This is a genomic window from Pseudomonas caricapapayae (assembly GCF_001400735.1).
GTDB lineage: Bacteria > Pseudomonadota > Gammaproteobacteria > Pseudomonadales > Pseudomonadaceae > Aquipseudomonas > Aquipseudomonas caricapapayae.
In genome coordinates, this window is the sequence record NZ_LJPW01000041.1 from 25,592 (window position 1) to 40,601 (window position 15,010).

General features: G+C 58.7%; 18 protein-coding genes. 7 read left to right on the forward strand and 11 right to left on the reverse strand.

The genetic code is table 11. The features are described 5' to 3' along the window. Window positions 1-208: 208 nt before the first annotated feature. Window positions 209-1,069 carry a polyamine aminopropyltransferase gene (gene speE, locus ALO80_RS05595; protein WP_055008242.1) on the reverse strand — a complete coding sequence of 287 codons (861 nt, stop codon included), beginning with the start codon at window positions 1,067-1,069 and terminating at the stop codon, window positions 209-211. Between the two features lie 189 nt (window positions 1,070-1,258). After that, window positions 1,259-1,450: a PLDc N-terminal domain-containing protein gene (locus tag ALO80_RS05600; RefSeq protein WP_002552853.1), complete on the reverse strand. Its 192-nt coding sequence runs from the start codon at window positions 1,448-1,450 to the stop codon at window positions 1,259-1,261. A 153-nt stretch (window positions 1,451-1,603) separates the two neighbouring features. On the opposite strand from ALO80_RS05600, the gene ALO80_RS05605 reads away from it, so the two are divergent. After that, window positions 1,604-2,530 (forward strand): ZIP family metal transporter, encoded by a 927-nt coding sequence (locus ALO80_RS05605; RefSeq protein ID WP_055008243.1) that lies wholly within the window; start codon window positions 1,604-1,606, stop codon window positions 2,528-2,530. On the opposite strand, the gene ALO80_RS05610 is transcribed toward ALO80_RS05605, so the two are convergent. Next, entirely contained in the window at window positions 2,527-3,045 is a 519-nt protein-coding gene (locus ALO80_RS05610; RefSeq protein ID WP_055008244.1) for a hypothetical protein, read from the reverse strand. The genes ALO80_RS05605 and ALO80_RS05610 overlap by 4 nt on opposite strands. 109 nt (window positions 3,046-3,154) lie before the next feature. Further along, on the reverse strand, window positions 3,155-3,700 hold the full coding sequence (locus tag ALO80_RS05615) for an ankyrin repeat domain-containing protein (RefSeq protein ID WP_055008245.1): 546 nt from the start codon (window positions 3,698-3,700) through the stop codon (window positions 3,155-3,157). 327 nt (window positions 3,701-4,027) lie between these two features. Here ALO80_RS05615 and ALO80_RS05620 point away from each other — a divergent pair, with 327 nt between their 5' ends. Beyond that, window positions 4,028-4,306, forward strand: coding sequence for a DUF3509 domain-containing protein (locus tag ALO80_RS05620; protein ID WP_002552849.1), 279 nt, complete (start codon window positions 4,028-4,030; stop codon window positions 4,304-4,306). Between the two features lie 123 nt (window positions 4,307-4,429). On the opposite strand, the gene ALO80_RS05625 is transcribed toward ALO80_RS05620, so the two are convergent. From ALO80_RS05625 to aroC, 6 genes are all read right to left on the reverse strand, one after another. Further along, a complete protein-coding gene (locus ALO80_RS05625; protein ID WP_055008246.1) occupies window positions 4,430-5,152 on the reverse strand; it encodes a helix-turn-helix transcriptional regulator in 723 nt (240 codons plus the stop codon). Window positions 5,153-5,405: 253 nt separating this feature from the next. Continuing rightward, the gene (gene mtnC / locus ALO80_RS05630; protein ID WP_055008247.1) at window positions 5,406-6,089 is read right to left on the reverse strand and encodes an acireductone synthase; all 684 of its coding nucleotides are present in this window, start codon (window positions 6,087-6,089) and stop codon (window positions 5,406-5,408) included. Window positions 6,090-6,105: 16 nt separating this feature from the next. Next, window positions 6,106-6,651: a 1,2-dihydroxy-3-keto-5-methylthiopentene dioxygenase gene (locus tag ALO80_RS05635; protein ID WP_055008248.1), complete on the reverse strand. Its 546-nt coding sequence runs from the start codon at window positions 6,649-6,651 to the stop codon at window positions 6,106-6,108. Between the two features lie 81 nt (window positions 6,652-6,732). Then, window positions 6,733-7,347: a methylthioribulose 1-phosphate dehydratase gene (locus ALO80_RS05640; RefSeq protein WP_055008249.1), complete on the reverse strand. Its 615-nt coding sequence runs from the start codon at window positions 7,345-7,347 to the stop codon at window positions 6,733-6,735. Further along, a complete protein-coding gene (locus ALO80_RS05645) occupies window positions 7,344-8,507 on the reverse strand; it encodes an MFS transporter (protein WP_054987726.1) in 1,164 nt (387 codons plus the stop codon). Before ALO80_RS05645 ends, ALO80_RS05640 begins: the two co-directional genes overlap by 4 nt. Window positions 8,508-8,537: 30 nt before the next feature. After that, a complete protein-coding gene (gene aroC / locus ALO80_RS05650) occupies window positions 8,538-9,629 on the reverse strand; it encodes a chorismate synthase (protein WP_054987725.1) in 1,092 nt (363 codons plus the stop codon). Window positions 9,630-9,769: 140 nt separating this feature from the next. On the opposite strand from aroC, the gene ALO80_RS05655 reads away from it, so the two are divergent. Both ALO80_RS05655 and ALO80_RS05660 read left to right on the forward strand, forming a co-directional pair. Next, the gene (locus ALO80_RS05655) at window positions 9,770-10,789 is read left to right on the forward strand and encodes an alpha/beta hydrolase (protein WP_055008250.1); all 1,020 of its coding nucleotides are present in this window, start codon (window positions 9,770-9,772) and stop codon (window positions 10,787-10,789) included. Between the two features lie 111 nt (window positions 10,790-10,900). Next, window positions 10,901-11,704, forward strand: a complete 804-nt coding sequence (locus tag ALO80_RS05660) for a hypothetical protein (protein ID WP_082427482.1) — start codon at window positions 10,901-10,903, stop codon at window positions 11,702-11,704. 31 nt (window positions 11,705-11,735) lie between these two features. Here the strand turns inward: ALO80_RS05660 and prmB are convergent, their stop codons facing one another. Then, window positions 11,736-12,644: a 50S ribosomal protein L3 N(5)-glutamine methyltransferase gene (prmB, locus tag ALO80_RS05665; protein WP_055008251.1), complete on the reverse strand. Its 909-nt coding sequence runs from the start codon at window positions 12,642-12,644 to the stop codon at window positions 11,736-11,738. Between the two features lie 262 nt (window positions 12,645-12,906). Here prmB and ALO80_RS05670 point away from each other — a divergent pair, with 262 nt between their 5' ends. From ALO80_RS05670 to ALO80_RS05680, 3 genes are all read left to right on the forward strand, one after another. Then, window positions 12,907-13,497 (forward strand): cysteine hydrolase family protein, encoded by a 591-nt coding sequence (locus ALO80_RS05670; protein WP_055006216.1) that lies wholly within the window; start codon window positions 12,907-12,909, stop codon window positions 13,495-13,497. A 323-nt stretch (window positions 13,498-13,820) separates the two neighbouring features. Next, window positions 13,821-14,138, forward strand: coding sequence for a hypothetical protein (locus ALO80_RS05675; protein ID WP_054987721.1), 318 nt, complete (start codon window positions 13,821-13,823; stop codon window positions 14,136-14,138). A gap of 45 nt (window positions 14,139-14,183) precedes the next feature. Further along, window positions 14,184-14,741 (forward strand): Smr/MutS family protein, encoded by a 558-nt coding sequence (locus tag ALO80_RS05680; protein ID WP_054987720.1) that lies wholly within the window; start codon window positions 14,184-14,186, stop codon window positions 14,739-14,741. Window positions 14,742-15,010 lie beyond the last annotated feature (269 nt).

Here is a 15,010-nt window from a genome sequence, read left to right on the forward strand (position 1 = left end):
CAGCACCGCCTTCCTTCAAGAGACGGGCGGTGTGCGACAGGGCGCAGATATTACTTGATTGCGGGTCGTCAGGGGCCTGAGCAGCCCATGAAGACGCTTGCCTGTTCAGCTTCGCGCGCAATTCTGGGACAGAACGTGTGAAATTTCTGTCGCCAGCCGCGCGTATCAACGTCTTTCAGGGCCAACCTGGGCAACGCCGTATCGATGGTCAGTCGTTGCTGGCCTTGCTCACAGCCTTCAATACGTACTGCGGCAAGGCGAATGCGCCGATATGGACTTCAGGATTGTAATAGCGCGTAACAATACCGCTGCCGGTGAAACGCTGACGCAGGGTTTCCACCGGCAGTTTGCGGTAGCTCTTGTCAGTTGCGCCCCACGCGAAGGTCATTGCCCCGCCGATATAGGTCGGGACGGCAGCCTGATAGAAGTGCCAGTCGGCAAACAGACCGTTCATGCGCCCGGCCGTGGTCTGCACACCGCTCAATTGCATGAATGGCGTGCCGTTCTGGGTCACCAGAATGCCACCTTCGTTCAGGCAGCGATGGCAGGCCTGATAGAAGTTTTCCGAGAACAGCACTTCACCGGGGCCGATCGGGTCGGTGGAGTCGGAGATGATCACGTCGAATTTCTCGTCAGTCGTCGCGACAAAGCGCATGCCGTCGTCGATGACCAGATTCAGACGCGAATCGTCAAAGGCACCGTTGGAGTGATTCGGCAAAAACTCTTTGCACATCTCGACCACCGTGGCGTCGATCTCGACCATGGTGATATGTTCGACCGTCAGGTGCTTAGCCACTTCGCGCAACATGCCGCCGTCGCCACCGCCGATGATCAGCACACGCCTGGCGGCACCGTGAGCCAGAATCGGCACGTGGGTGAGCATTTCGTGATAGATGAACTCATCCGCCTCGGTGGTCTGGATGACGCCATCCAGAGCCATGACACGGCCCATGCGCGGGTTCTGGAAGATCACCAGATGCTGGTGTTCGGTGCGCACTTCGTGAAGCATTTTTTCCATACGAAAGCGCTGGCCGTAGCCTTCGTACAACGTTTCCTGATAATCGCTCATGGGTAAGCTCCCGCTGGGTACTGATGACAGGACGGCCGACCGCCCGCAATAAAGGCGCGCATTCTACGTCGAGGAGCATGACAGGTCGAACCTCTGTGCAGCTTATCCCGTGCAGATGACTGCTCCCTTAAACGAAAAACGCCTGATTACCCAAGGCAATCAAGCGTTCCTTTGCAGCCTGCCGAAGTATCAGATGCGTACGTTGCCGCGCGGCCCGAGAATTGCCCAGATGATCAGGCCCACAACAGGCAACAGCACGATCAGCAATACCCAGAGGATTTTCTTGCCGGTCTCTGCGCCGCTTTTCAAGACATTGATGATGGCCCAGATATCGAGCGCCAGAATGATCAAGCCGACCAGGCCATTGAAGCTAGAACCCATGGTGTTGCCCCTAATTGAATGCTTACCTTCCTAGGATAGTTGCGCCGTTCGCGGGTTCCGTTGAACCAACCTTATATTCTCGGGCTCCCAATCGGGGTCGACTTCGCATTTCATCCGCCATCGCTTTCCACCCTCACAAAGGTAGCCGTTTTCATGCCAACGCCCGCACACCCCCGAACGCCCTGGGCGACATGGTCCAGCCATCTTCAGGGCAGCCCGCTGGTAAGCCTGGGCTTCGCGCTCGCTCTACTGATCGTCGCCGGCCTGATCGGCATCAGCCTCTACAACGCCTTCTACGGCACCAGTCAGGTCAACTTCAATCATGCATTGCTGGGCGGGACAGCCGGTTTTCTGGCCACGGCACTGGGCGCGATCATGGCCGTCGCCCTGCGCAATGTCTCGCAACGCGCTCAGGACATCATGCTCGGCTTTGCCGCTGGCATGATGCTGGCTGCCAGTTCGTTCTCGCTGATACTGCCGGGGCTGGAGGCCGCCAAGGACATTACCGACAGCGGACCATGGGCCGCTGCAACGGTTGTCGCGGGGCTTGGACTGGGCGTGCTATTGATGCTGGGTCTGGACAAGTTCACCCCGCATGAGCATGAAAGCGTAGGTCGTCAGGGGCCCCATTCGGAGCGCATCAGTCGGGTCTGGCTATTCGTCCTGGCGATCACCCTGCATAACCTGCCCGAGGGCATGGCGATAGGCGTCAGTTTCGCCAGCGGCGACATGAATGTCGGCTTGCCGTTGACCACGGCCATCGCCATTCAGGACATTCCTGAAGGCCTGGCCATCGCGCTGGCCCTGCGTGCTACGGGGTTGTCGGCATTCAAGGCGATGCTGGTGGCTGTCGGTTCAGGCCTGATGGAACCGCTGGGCGCGCTGGTGGGCCTGGGGATTTCCAGCGGCTTTGCCATTGCCTATCCGCTGAGCATGGGGCTCGCGGCAGGCGCGATGATCTTCGTGGTGTCCCATGAAGTCATCCCGGAAACCCACCGCAACGGCCATCAGACCTCGGCAACGCTGGGGCTGATGGGTGGCTTTGCAGTGATGATGTTTCTCGACACCGCCCTGGGCTAACCGCGCAACGCTTGCAGTGCAGGGGCGGCATGGATGCCGGCCAGCGCTGCCAGTTCGAGCACACGCGCCTCGTCACGGCCGTAAACCAGCACCGCTTGCAATTCGTCATCCAGTGGCTGGCTGAAATTCATCAAGACATAGCCGCCCATGTCCTTGTTCATGCTGCTCAATTGAATCTGAATACGATTGAGCGCTACGAGCGGTTCGACCTTGGCCAACTGTTTCGGCTTGATGTTGAACGTCACATCCTTGCCGAACGATTGCACGATCTGCTCGAACATCTCCATATAGCTGTCAGCCTGGAACAGTACTGTCTCCGGCAAACTGCCCACCACCACCCATTCGCCCAACGGGATCGGAAAGGTGTCGTCGTAGTTGATATCAGGATTAGCGGTCAGAAACGCCTGAGGGTCGGCATACGCCTGTGCCGCCTCATCGGCAATATGCACGATTTCATCGTCGCCCATGCAGCCGGAGCTGACTTTGCTGATTAATTCGACCAGAGAGTCTTTCATGATGGCGATCCTGATAACGGGCAAAAAAAGAGGCGCGAAGGATAACGGTAAATCCTTCGCGCCTCTATGTGTTCATGCCTGAGTACTTGCGCCCTTGAAGAGCACGGCCTCATGACCGGGCTGGCTGTACACCCAGTTTCGTCAACTGCTCGATGGTGACAGTCGCACCCATCGCCTGAGCGGCACCCAGTGCGTTAATGCCCTTGGCATCAGTGGCATGCGGATCTGCGCCCTGACTGATCAGGTAATCGACTATCTCGTTGCGATTGAACATCGCGGCCATCATCAGTGCGGTACGACCGTCGGCAGACGCCCCGTCCACATTGGCACCCGCCTCCACCAGCAACCGGACCACTGCCAGATCACCTTTGAACGCGGCACCGGCGATAGGGCTCTGGCCGTTGTCATTACGGATTTCCGGATCGGCCTTGAAACTCAGCAGCACCCTGACCGCATCCGCATGACAGTGATAGCTGGCCAGCATCAATAGCGTGTCGCCCTTGTGATTGCGCAAATCTGCAGGCAATCCCTTTTCAAGCAGGCGCTCCAGCATGACTGCATTTCCCTGACGAGCCACGTCGAATACCTGCTCGGCGAACTCGGCTGCTTCGTCTTCGGTCATGGTTTTCGACGGGCTGATATCTGTATCGGTCATTAAATGGCTCCTTGGCGCACGGCACTCCGGGCATTTGATGGCCCGGCAGCGATAAACACACTGACCGCAAGTCTCGCTGGCTGTTCGATCGGCATCAGAGACAGCAGCGAAATCCTCCAATACTCCGTTCTGCCCGATTGACCACGGTCAGGAACCGGCAAAATGCAGGGCGCACGATGGGCGTTCATGCAAAATGCACGAGACCTGAAAATCGATAATATTTTAACTGCTTGATTTTAAAGGATTTAATTCAAGTGCAAATACTGGCACAGACACTGCAATAGTACTTGCAAGCTTATTATCCCATGAGCAATGGAGCCGCCTGACATGACCTTTATTCAAGAAAAATTCGCTTCCGTATTCTCCGACTACACCGTCACCACCCAGCCACGTCCTGATGGTGGTGTACTGTTGTCGTTGCGTACTCACGATGGCAAACAGATCCGTCGCTCCGTGTCTTATGCTCAGTTGCACACTCCGGTTCAACTGGAATGGGTAATCAGCGCTATCCGCCGCGACCTGGCTGCACAAGCCAGCGAGTTGCCAGCCATTTCGATGCTGCAAAGCCAGCACCGCTTCGATCTGCCGACTTACCACACCCGTTGATTTTCTCGCCACCCTTTGTGGGTGGCGTCCGCTGTACGCTCTCTCATCCCTTGTTTGCCGCGATCACATTTTGTTTTCGCGGCTTTTTTTTACCCACTATTTTGGCTGCCTGTGGTTGATGAGCTATCTGATCAGACCACGGCAAAGCGCCTCACCTACTGCCTGCGCCCGATTGGCAACACCCAGTTTGGAATAAATGGTCTTGAGGTGATATTTCACCGTCGACTCCGACACATCGCGGATCATGGATATCTCCCAGGCGGTTTTTCCGTCTCTGGCCCACTGCAGCACCTCCAGTTCCCGATGGGTCAGACCACGAGAACAGAATTTCAAACCCCGCGCGACGCTGTGCAGCACTGGCATGAGACTGCTCATCAGGTATTTTTGTTCAGCCGAGATCATGCGTTCTACCTCGCCCAGTGTGCAGACCGATGTGACACTGTCAGTACCGCGGCAATGATTAGTGTAGCCATAGGAAATAGCCGGAAGCAGTCCGCCCGCCTCGACGAGCTCGTCGTAACGTGCTGAGACCGGGTATTGCCTGAATGCGTCCTGCCAGTTTACGAACCCCAGCTGATTACGGTAACAACGGATGACCGGGTCCTGAGTGATCAACTCATGCTGGCGGTAGGCCTTGCCCCAGGCATCATCGACATTGGACGTAATGAACGTCAGCAACAGCGGTCCTTTGAACTGATAGAACATCGCCCGCTCACTGCCACATTCGCGTCGCAGCCACTGGAGGGCATTTTCGATGGCGGTCTGGCCATCGAGTTCGGTGATTGTGCTTACCATCTGCTGTATCAAAAGATCCCTGCTTGCGCTTTCTGTAATGGCACTGCCCATCGCTACCGCTCCTTCTGCGCCCGTGAACGGGTACACGTGTTGTCCCTGACTCGGGGGCGATGGCGCAGAAATTACACGAATAATCGCTTTGAAGAAGGATGAGCCAAACAAACAGATTCAACGCACTTTCAGGCAGGAAACGCCTTACTCGACAGCAGGACACGCCCTACAGAAATGGCGCGCAAGCCTTGCAGCAGGCAGATTTTCAGGCCGCGCCACCAGGGCGATGGCGCGCGCAACAGGCTGGAGTCGTCTAGAAAGAAGCAGGGTCGATGAGTGCAAAGCTGCTCACACAGCGGTGCCCAGCAAGCACCCCGCCCTCACGCGCCAGACCGCAAGTGGCCATCCCGGCGGCCTGGGCAGCGTCGAGTTCCTCGACGATATCGGAGAGGAACAGAATGTCCTGGGCGGGACAGCCAATCGCTTGTGCAATTGTCCGATATGACTGCGCTTCGCGCTTGGGACCGGACGTCGTATCGAAATAACCGCTGAACAGACCTGAAAGATCACCCGCTTCGGAACAGCCGAAGATAAGCTGCTGGGCTTGAATCGAGCCTGACGAGTAAACGTAGAGACCGTAGCCCTGCTGATGCCAGAGCTTCAATGCGTCGACGGCATCCGGGTAAACATGGCCTTTGAGCACTCCCGCGTTATAGCCCTGCTCCCAGATCATGCCCTGCAATGCCTTGAGCGGCGTGGCCTTGCGGTCCTCGGCAATCCATTCCAGCAATATCGCGATAACCCTTTCGATATCGGCGTCTGGCTCATTGGCCTCGGCGCGCACTGCGTGCAGTTGCGACGATATGAGCGGCTGCCCGGCATTTTGCCGAACAAATTCGGGCAAGTGTTTTCTGGCGAACGGAAACAACACCTCGAAAACAAAACTCACTGCACTGGTAGTGCCTTCGATATCCGTGAGGACAGCTTTGATGGGCATCAGAATCGGGCTCCTGTCAGTCTTCCAGCCGTGGAAAACGGCCGGCAATGTCTTCACCGGTAAAATTCGCCACCCAGCCTTCCGGGTTGTTGAACAACCGAATGGCAACGAAATGCGGATGCTCACCCATATCGAACCAGTGCCGTGTGCCGGCCGGTACCGAAATCAGGTCGTTCTTCTCGCATAGCACGGCGTACACATAATCTTCGATGTGCAGCGTGAACAAGCCCCGTCCGGCCACAAAAAAGCGTACTTCGTCCTCGCCATGCCGGTGCTCTTCAAGGAATTTGGCGCGTAACTCGGCTTTCTGCGGATGGTCACCGCTAAGGCTGATGACGTCCACGGTGACATAGCCACGTTCAGTCATCAGCTTGTCGATCTGGGTACGATAGGCGCTGATCACCTCTTCCTGACTGGCACCGGGGGTGATCGGCGTTGCCGCTTCCCAGCGGTCGAACGCCACGCCGTGCTCGGCCAGCGTCGAGGCAATGTCTTCCAGATGGGTCAGCACCTTATTGGGCGTGTCGGGGCTTGAAACGTGATAAACGGACAAGCTGCTCATGGCATGAATCCTCGGTTTGGGGCACCGCCTTCCGGCTTTTACAGGCCGGTCAGGCTTACAGACTGGTTTAATACGGCGTCTTTAACGGTTCAGTACCGCGCGCATTTTCAGCTCGCACTCGAACAGAAACTCGAACGCCTCGATCTGGCGCAATGCATCACTCATTTTCGCTCCCCAGGTGTAAAGGCCGTGACCACGAATCAGGTAGCCGGCGCACTCGGGATGGGCGTCGAGCCAAGGCTGGACCTTTGCGGCGAGACGGGCAATATCCTGATCATTGTCAAAAATCGGGACCACGACCTGTGACTGATGAGTGATCACACCATGAAAAGCCTTCTGCAGTTCATAGTCCTCGAACACCAGATGATCGGCAGCGGTCAGCCTTGAAAGCACCGTTGCGTTCACCGAGTGGGTGTGCAATACGGCACCGACCTGTGGTCTGCAGCTATAAAGCTGGGTATGCAGCAACGTTTCGGCAGACGGTTTTTTGCCTGGTTCCAGGCTGTTGCCAGCCAGATCGGTAGTCAGCACATCGTCGGGACCCAACTGGCCCTTGTGCTTGCCGGATACGGTCAGCAGCGCTTCACTGGCCGAAAGGCGCGCAGAATAATTGCTGCTGGTGGCAGGCGACCAGCCACGGCCATACAGGAAGCGCCCGGCTTCGATGATTTCCAGGCTCAGTTGTTCGCGGCTCATACACCTTCCTCTTTCTTGGGTGTGACAATCATGACGGCTGCGGCAAAGGCTGCAAGGCTGGCGATGGCAAATGTCCAGGCAGGCCCCAGCGCGTTCCAGCTATAGCCGGAGTACAGCGCGCCCAAGGCTCCACCAACACCGGACAAGGCAGCATACAGTGCCTGCCCCTGCCCTTGCTGGCGCGGGCCAAAACTACTTTGCACGAAATGAATGGCAGCGGCGTGAAAGCTGCCGAATGTAGCGGCATGCATCACCTGCGCAATCAGCAGCGCAGTCAAATGATCGGCAAACATGCCCAACAGCAGCCAGCGCAGTGCCGCCAGCAGAAAACTGGCGAACAGCACCTGGCGCACGGAAAACCGCTGCAGAATACGGCTCATTGCCATGAACATCAGCACTTCAGCCACAACGCCGAGCGCCCATAACATGCCGATGAGACCGCGGCTGTAGCCGAGTGCCTCCAAGTGCAGGGTCAAAAAGGTGTAATACGGGCCATGACTGAGCACCATCAGCGCAACGCTGACGTAAAACGCCCACACACCGGGTCGTCCCAGTTGCCGAAGAAAACCGCCCGCCTCGGCTTCCCGCGTCGACGGCGCAGGATGCGCGTTCGGAACCCACCAGCTGCTGAGAGCGATACCCGACATGATCGCCAGCACGATGTAGGGGAACAGGTCCAGGCTGAACCACTCGAACACCCGCCCCAGTACCACCACCGCAAGAATGAAGCCGATCGAGCCCCACAGCCTGATCTGGCTGTAGCGCGAGGTCTGGCCTTGAAGGTGCGCGAGGGTGATGACCTCGAACTGCGGAAGTATGGCGTGCCAGAAGAATGCATAGAGCGCCATGACCATCGCCAGCCAGGCGTAACTTTTTTCCACCAGAATCAGCGAAAATGCCAGCAGCGTACAGAGGGCACCAGAACGCACAATTATCAGCCGGCGCCCGGTATGGTCGCCCAGCCAGCCCCAGATATTGGGGGCTACACAGCGCATCAGCATGGGAATGGCGATCAGTTCGCCGATTCGTGCGCTGGAAAAACCCAAATGGTGAAGGTAAAGGGCCATGAACGGCGCGGACAGGCCGAGCAAGGCGAAATAACACACGTAGAACCCGGACAGCCGCCAGTACGGAAGCTGTCCGCCGCAAGCTTGCGCCACGCTAGCAGTCCGCGACCGTGACGGCGTGCATTACAACTGCCCCAGCACAGGCGTGTTGACGCTGACATCGGCGTTCTGACCGCGATGACGCAGCAGATGATCCAGCAACACGATGGCCATCATCGCTTCGGCAATCGGTGTGGCACGGATGCCGACACACGGGTCGTGCCGCCCTTTGGTGATGACATCGGCCGCGTTGCCATCGGTGTCTATCGAGCGCCCCGGTGTGGTGATGCTGGACGTAGGCTTGAGTGCCAGGTGCGCAATGATCGGCTGGCCAGAGGAAATACCGCCGAGAATACCGCCCGCCTGATTGGACAGGAAACCCTGCGGCGTCATCTCGTCGCGGTGCTCGGTGCCGCGTTGCGCAACGCAATCGAAACCGGCACCGATCTCCACGCCCTTGACCGCATTGATGCTCATCAACGCATGGGCCAGCTCGGCATCCAGACGATCGAAGATCGGCTCGCCAAGGCCAGGCATCACGCCTTCTGCAACCACCGTGATTTTCGCACCGACCGAGTCCTGATCACGGCGTAGCTGGTCCATGTAGGCTTCCAGCTCCGGCACCTTGTCAGGGTCGGGGCAGAAAAACGCGTTGTCTTCGACGCATTCCCAGGTCTTGAACGGGATCTGGATCGGGCCAAGCTGGCTCATGTAACCCCGAATGACGATGCCCTGGGTTGCCAGATATTTCTTGGCAATGGCCCCCGCCGCCACCCGCATGGCGGTTTCCCTTGCCGAACTGCGGCCGCCGCCGCGGTAGTCGCGGATACCGTATTTGTGGTGGTAGGTGTAATCGGCGTGAGCCGGGCGGAACAGGTCCTTGATGGCCGAGTAGTCTTTGGATTTCTGGTCGGTGTTGCGAATCAGCAAACCAATGGAGGCACCGGTCGTCCGGCCCTCGAACACGCCCGAAAGGATCTCGACCTCATCGGCCTCCTGACGCTGGGTGGTGTGACGGCTGGTGCCCGGTTTGCGCCGGTCCAGATCACGCTGCAGGTCTTGCAGGTCCAGCTCCAGCCCAGGCGGGCAGCCGTCGACGATAGCGACCAGCGCCGGGCCGTGGCTTTCGCCGGCGGTGGTGACAGTGAACAGCTTGCCGAAAGTGTTGCCGGACATGCGGGCGCTCCGAAAAATCAGCCAAAAAACCAGATCGTTAAACCAAGCGCGCCAGTATACGCAGGCTCGCGGTTCAGTTCATCCTCGAACCTTCTGCCGCGGCGTGCGTCCAAGCGAGACTTCCCCATGATGGCCTTGCGATGTTATCCGGTAATTCCCTGTTTCGAGTTCCAAAAGCGTTGCGTCTGCTGGCCCTGCCGATGACCCTGATCCTGAGCCTCATAGCTGGAACAGCCAGTGCAGCGGCGCCCAGTGCGGTGCAGCGGCAGATAACGGTGGACACCGAAAACGGCAAGCTGTACGGCACCCTGCTCATGCCACGGTCGGACAAGCCGGTACCGGTGGTGCTGATCATCGCCGGTTCCGGCCCCACAGACCGCGACGGCAATAACCCCGAGGGCGGACGCAACGACAGCATGAAGCGCCTGGCGGTCATTCTGGCCAGCAACAATATTGCCAGCGTGCGTTACGACAAACGGGGCGTCGCGGCCAGCAAGGCGGTCACCCCGGATGAGCGCAACCTCAGCGTCGAGCGTTACGTTGCCGATGTCGGGCTCTGGGCCAGGGCGCTCAAAGCCAATCCGCGTCTGGGCCAGTTGATCCTGCTGGGCCACAGCGAGGGCGCACTGGTGGCAACGCTGGCAGCTGAGAAGGTGGGTGCAGCGGCGCTGATTTCCGTGGCAGGCACCGGGCGACCTGTGGATCAGGTGCTGCGCGAGCAGTTTCAGGAACGCTTGCCACCCGACCTGCTGCAACGCAGCAATCAGTTGCTGGACGAACTCAAGGCAGGAAAAACCGATGACAACGTGCCCGCCGAACTGGAAGTGGTATTCCGCGCCAGCGTTCAGCCTTATCTGATCTCGCTGTTCCGTCAGGACCCGGCTGCAGCGTTCGGTGCATTGCACATTCCGGCGCTGATCGTTCAGGGCCGCAATGACATTCAGGTGGGCGTAGGCGACGCCCTGCTGCTGCAAAAAGCCAGGCCGGATGCCGAATTGGCCCTGATCGACGGAATGAACCATGTGCTGCGCATCGTCCCGGATGATCTGCAGCAGCAGTTGCTGTCCTACCGTAATCCGACTCAGCCGCTGGCCGGTGAAGTCACCAGGCGGATCCTGAGCTTTATCAAAGCCCTGCCCCACCAGGAAAAAAAGATCTGACGCCCGTTAGTCGCATGCCCTTCAGTCCTGGCGGATCTGGCCGATAGCGGATTGCTGGCCTTTTGTTCCGTGACCCGTGTGCCGGGGCAAGGCCCAGGAAAGGACACCATTATGACTGACGCGAATACCATGACTGAAACCACCGCAGCACCCGCAAGCACAGAAGCCGAGGTGCCGGCACCGCCACAGCCGTGGGAAGACGTTCTGCCCGAAAACTTTCAGATGTTGCGTCTGTCGCCACTGCCTACAGACCGTGCGACAGGTGGCCGCCCCTTGCGTTTTGTGCAGTTCGGCCGCGCCGAACGGCATAGCAAGGAATTGAGTCTGCTGCGCATCAATGTTCAGTTGCCGGGCCAGCGGGTTCGCAAGGAACAGAACAATCTGGATGTCTGGGCCGACCACGAGAAACGCACGGTGCGTTTTGGTCCCGAGTCAGGCCTGCAGATCGAGCCGTGGAACCGTGGCATCGGTCGCTTCATGATTGCCCATGCGGTGCATTGGGCACAGAAAAGATGGTCGTCCTACAAGATTGAAGGTGTGGCCCTGGCGAGCAAGGACGGCCTGAACGAGGACACACGTCTGCGACGCGACCACTTCCTGCGCACCCTGGGCTTTGAAGTGGCTTACGCCGATGCCCAGCACATGAAAGGCACCATCAAGGACGTCCATGTCGGCAATCTGCACAGCACCTGGAACAATGACAAGGTGCAGATCATCGAGATTCTCGAAGCCTCGCAAATGCTCGAGAAGGCTGAAAAGAACCTGATCGAGCAGGAAGTGATCATTCGCCAGCATGAAGACCGGGTCGGCAAGTACAAGCGCGAAGACGCCGGTCTGCGCTTCACGATCGCCTGCCTGGTGACCTTCGCAGTCTTTCAGGCGGGCCTGTTGATCTGGATCGCGACCCACCGCTGATAAAAAGGGGCTCGTTTCAGCCCCGTCGACTTCAAATCCGCGACTGAAACAGTGCCTGGTGACTGCGGCACTGTTCTGCGGTCAGCATGAACACACCGTGACCACCCCGCCGGAAGTCCAGCCAGGCGAAATCGACTTCCGGGTATAGTGCCTGCACATGCACCTGACTGTTGCCTACTTCGACGATCAACAGCCCCTTGTCGGTCAGATGATCGGCGGCCTGAGCGAGCATGCGGCGCACCAGGTTCAGACCGTCGCTGCCACAGGCCAGCGCCAGCTCCGGCTCGTGCTGGTACTCATCGGGCATGTCGGCAAAATCTTCGGCATCCACGTAAGGCGGGTTGGACACAATCAGGTCGAAGCGCTGGCCCGGCAAACCGTCGAAACCATCGCCCTGAACGGTGTAGACGCGATCCTCCATGCCATGACGCTCGATGTTCTGGTTGGCGACTTCCAGCGCATCGTAAGACAGGTCGGCCAGCGCCACTTCGGCTTCCGGAAACTCATCGGCACAGGCGATACCGATACACCCGGAACCCGTGCAAAGGTCCAGAATGCGCGCTGGCTCGCTCGCAAGCCAGGGCGCGAAACGCTCTTCGATCAGTTCGGCGATAGGCGAGCGCGGGATCAGTACCCGATCATCGACAATGAACGACATCCCGCAAAACCAGGCTTCGCCCAGCAGATAAGGCGTCGGCACGCGGTCATCGATGCGGCGTTTGATCAGGCGTTGCAGTTCGGATATCTCCTCGACTTCCAGACGGCAATCCAGATAGCTGTCGGCGATTTCCCAAGGCAGGTGCAGTGCGCCCAGCACCAGTTGCCGCGCCTCATCCCAGGCATTGTCAGTGCCATGACCGAAAAATACGTCTTCCTCGTGAAAGCGGCTGACGGCCCACCGAATATGGTCGCGCACGGTACGCAAACGGGAAGTGATCATGGAAAAACTCCTTGGAAAGACGACGAGCTGTTGTGAGACGACTCACGGTGGAAAGTCCGGTTCCGGACAACGTACATTCTTCGTCCCCGGCAGGCGTGGAAGTTTCCATGATTAGTGTACTGTCATCAAGGCAAACCGCCAGCCACCTGCCCGCCCAACTGCCCTGCAGGCCATAAAAACCGTGGCCTGCGATGGTTGCCATTCCCAGAACGCCTCAGCCAGAGGACAATGTCGCAAAAGCCCCACACCAAGGAGCCCGTGAATGTCCGATTTAAAGACCATGTTCCAACTCAGCGGCCGGGTGCATGCGCCCGCCAATCTGAGCAATGCGACGCTGATCATCATCGACGCCCAGAAAGAATACCTCAGCGGCCCGCTGGCGCTGACCGGCGTCGACGAGGCTCTGGCCAATATCTGCCAATTGGTCGATAAGGCACGCGCAGTCAAATGCCCGATCGTTCACATTCGCCATCTGGGCACCGTGGGCGGCCTGTTCGATCCACAGGGCGACCGTGGTCAACTGGTGCCGGAACTGGTGCCGCAAGGTGACGAACATCTGGTCGAAAAACGCCTGCCCAATGCCTTCAACGGCACCGGCCTGCACGAGCTCCTGCAAAAACTGGGTCATCTGGACCTGATCGTCTGCGGCTTCATGAGCCACTCGAGTATCAGCACCACGGTTCGCGCCACCAAGGACTATGGTTATCGCTGCACACTGGTCGATGATGCCTGCGCAACCCGTGACCTCCCTGGCCCGCACGGCGTGGTCAGCGCACAGGTCGTGCACCGAACCGAAATGGCAATCATGGCCGACAACTTCGCCACACTGGCACTGACCAAAGACCTGATCTGATCCCTGCCGGCCGCACGCTCTGGACGAGAAATCGGCGAGCGAAGGTCAGGCAGGGCAAAAACAGGCGAGGAACGGCCGGGGTCGCGTTCGGCTTTACGAGTTTTACATGAGCATTCTGATCGGACTCGCGCTCGAGCCTGTTTTTAACGCAGCGTCACCAAGCGCAGCCACTTTAAGTACAGAGCCCAGGGGTTGTGTGAGCATACTCAGATAACCGCCCATCCCTTGCCGGCCTGGATCACCCCGGAGGCGGGAACAACCCCTTCTGATCCTGGTCAGAGCGCCGATACTCCATTGAGCCGATACCTGTTTGAGGAAAAGGCATGAAAACGTCAGATGGTTTCGATGCACGTCGCCTGCGCCCCAAGGGTCAGGGCAACTGGGGCAAGCGCATCGGCACGCTGATCGCGCTGCTTTTGCTAGCGTCGGGCGTGTTGATGACAGTAGCGGGTGTATCCAGCCTGACCGTTCATCCGCAGATGCTCGGGGAATTGAACGCCAGCCCGGGAGGTGCCGCCTTTGTCGCTGTCGGCGGGTTGCTGGTGCTGTATCTGGGCACCTGGCTCTGGCGTCGCTGCCGCCGCCAGCGCAGTGCCAGTGGCCTGAGCATCTCCGCGCACCTGATGAAAAAACACAACTGACCGTCTCGCTTGAGCGGTTAGAATAGCCCCCTTCGCGGAGGCCTCATGCAAGACGACGATTTTTCCCTGTTCAGAAGCGAGACGCGTGGCGTAAAGCCGCTCAAGCATGAACACGCCGATGTCGGCAAACCCAGAACCGATCGAAAAATGCTGGCCCGCCTGCGCCAGTCGGCCACTGTGCGTACCGATTCAGTCACCGTCGACGGTTTGTCGGATCAATTCGTCATCGACGTCGGTCCTGAAGATGTCCTGAGCTGGTCGCGCGACGGCGTGCAGGAAGGTCAGATGCGCAAGCTGAAACTCGGGCAGATCAGCTTCGAGGGCAGCCTGGACCTGCATGGCATGAGCGTGGAGGTGGCGCGCGAGACGCTGTGGGAGTTTCTGGCTGAAGCGACCCGTCTGGAAATACGTTGCGTACGTGTCACCCACGGCAAGGCGGTACGCCTGGATGGCAAACGTCCGATGATCAAGAGCCACGTCAACACCTGGCTTCGTCAGCATTCGCATGTACTGGGCTTTTGTTCATGCCTGGCCAAACATGGCGGCGCGGGGGCGGTTTACGTGATACTCAGACGCACGATGATGGAAGGACGCGACGAGTAGAACTCGCCGCGCCTGTACGTGACTCAGCGACCCGGGCCAGGACCACCCGGACCAGGGCCACCGCCTTCATGGTGCCCGCCACCGCCGCCATGCCCACCCGGTCCCGGCCAGAACGGCCAGCATCCGGAAACGGACGACAGAACGATCGCGAACAACGCTATTTTTGCTACTCGACTCAACATCGGGCTTTACTCTCTCGACAGGCAATGAATGGATGATCTGCACACTCAGACAGCGCGACCCGAAGGAAGTGGGTAGCGATCTGGTCG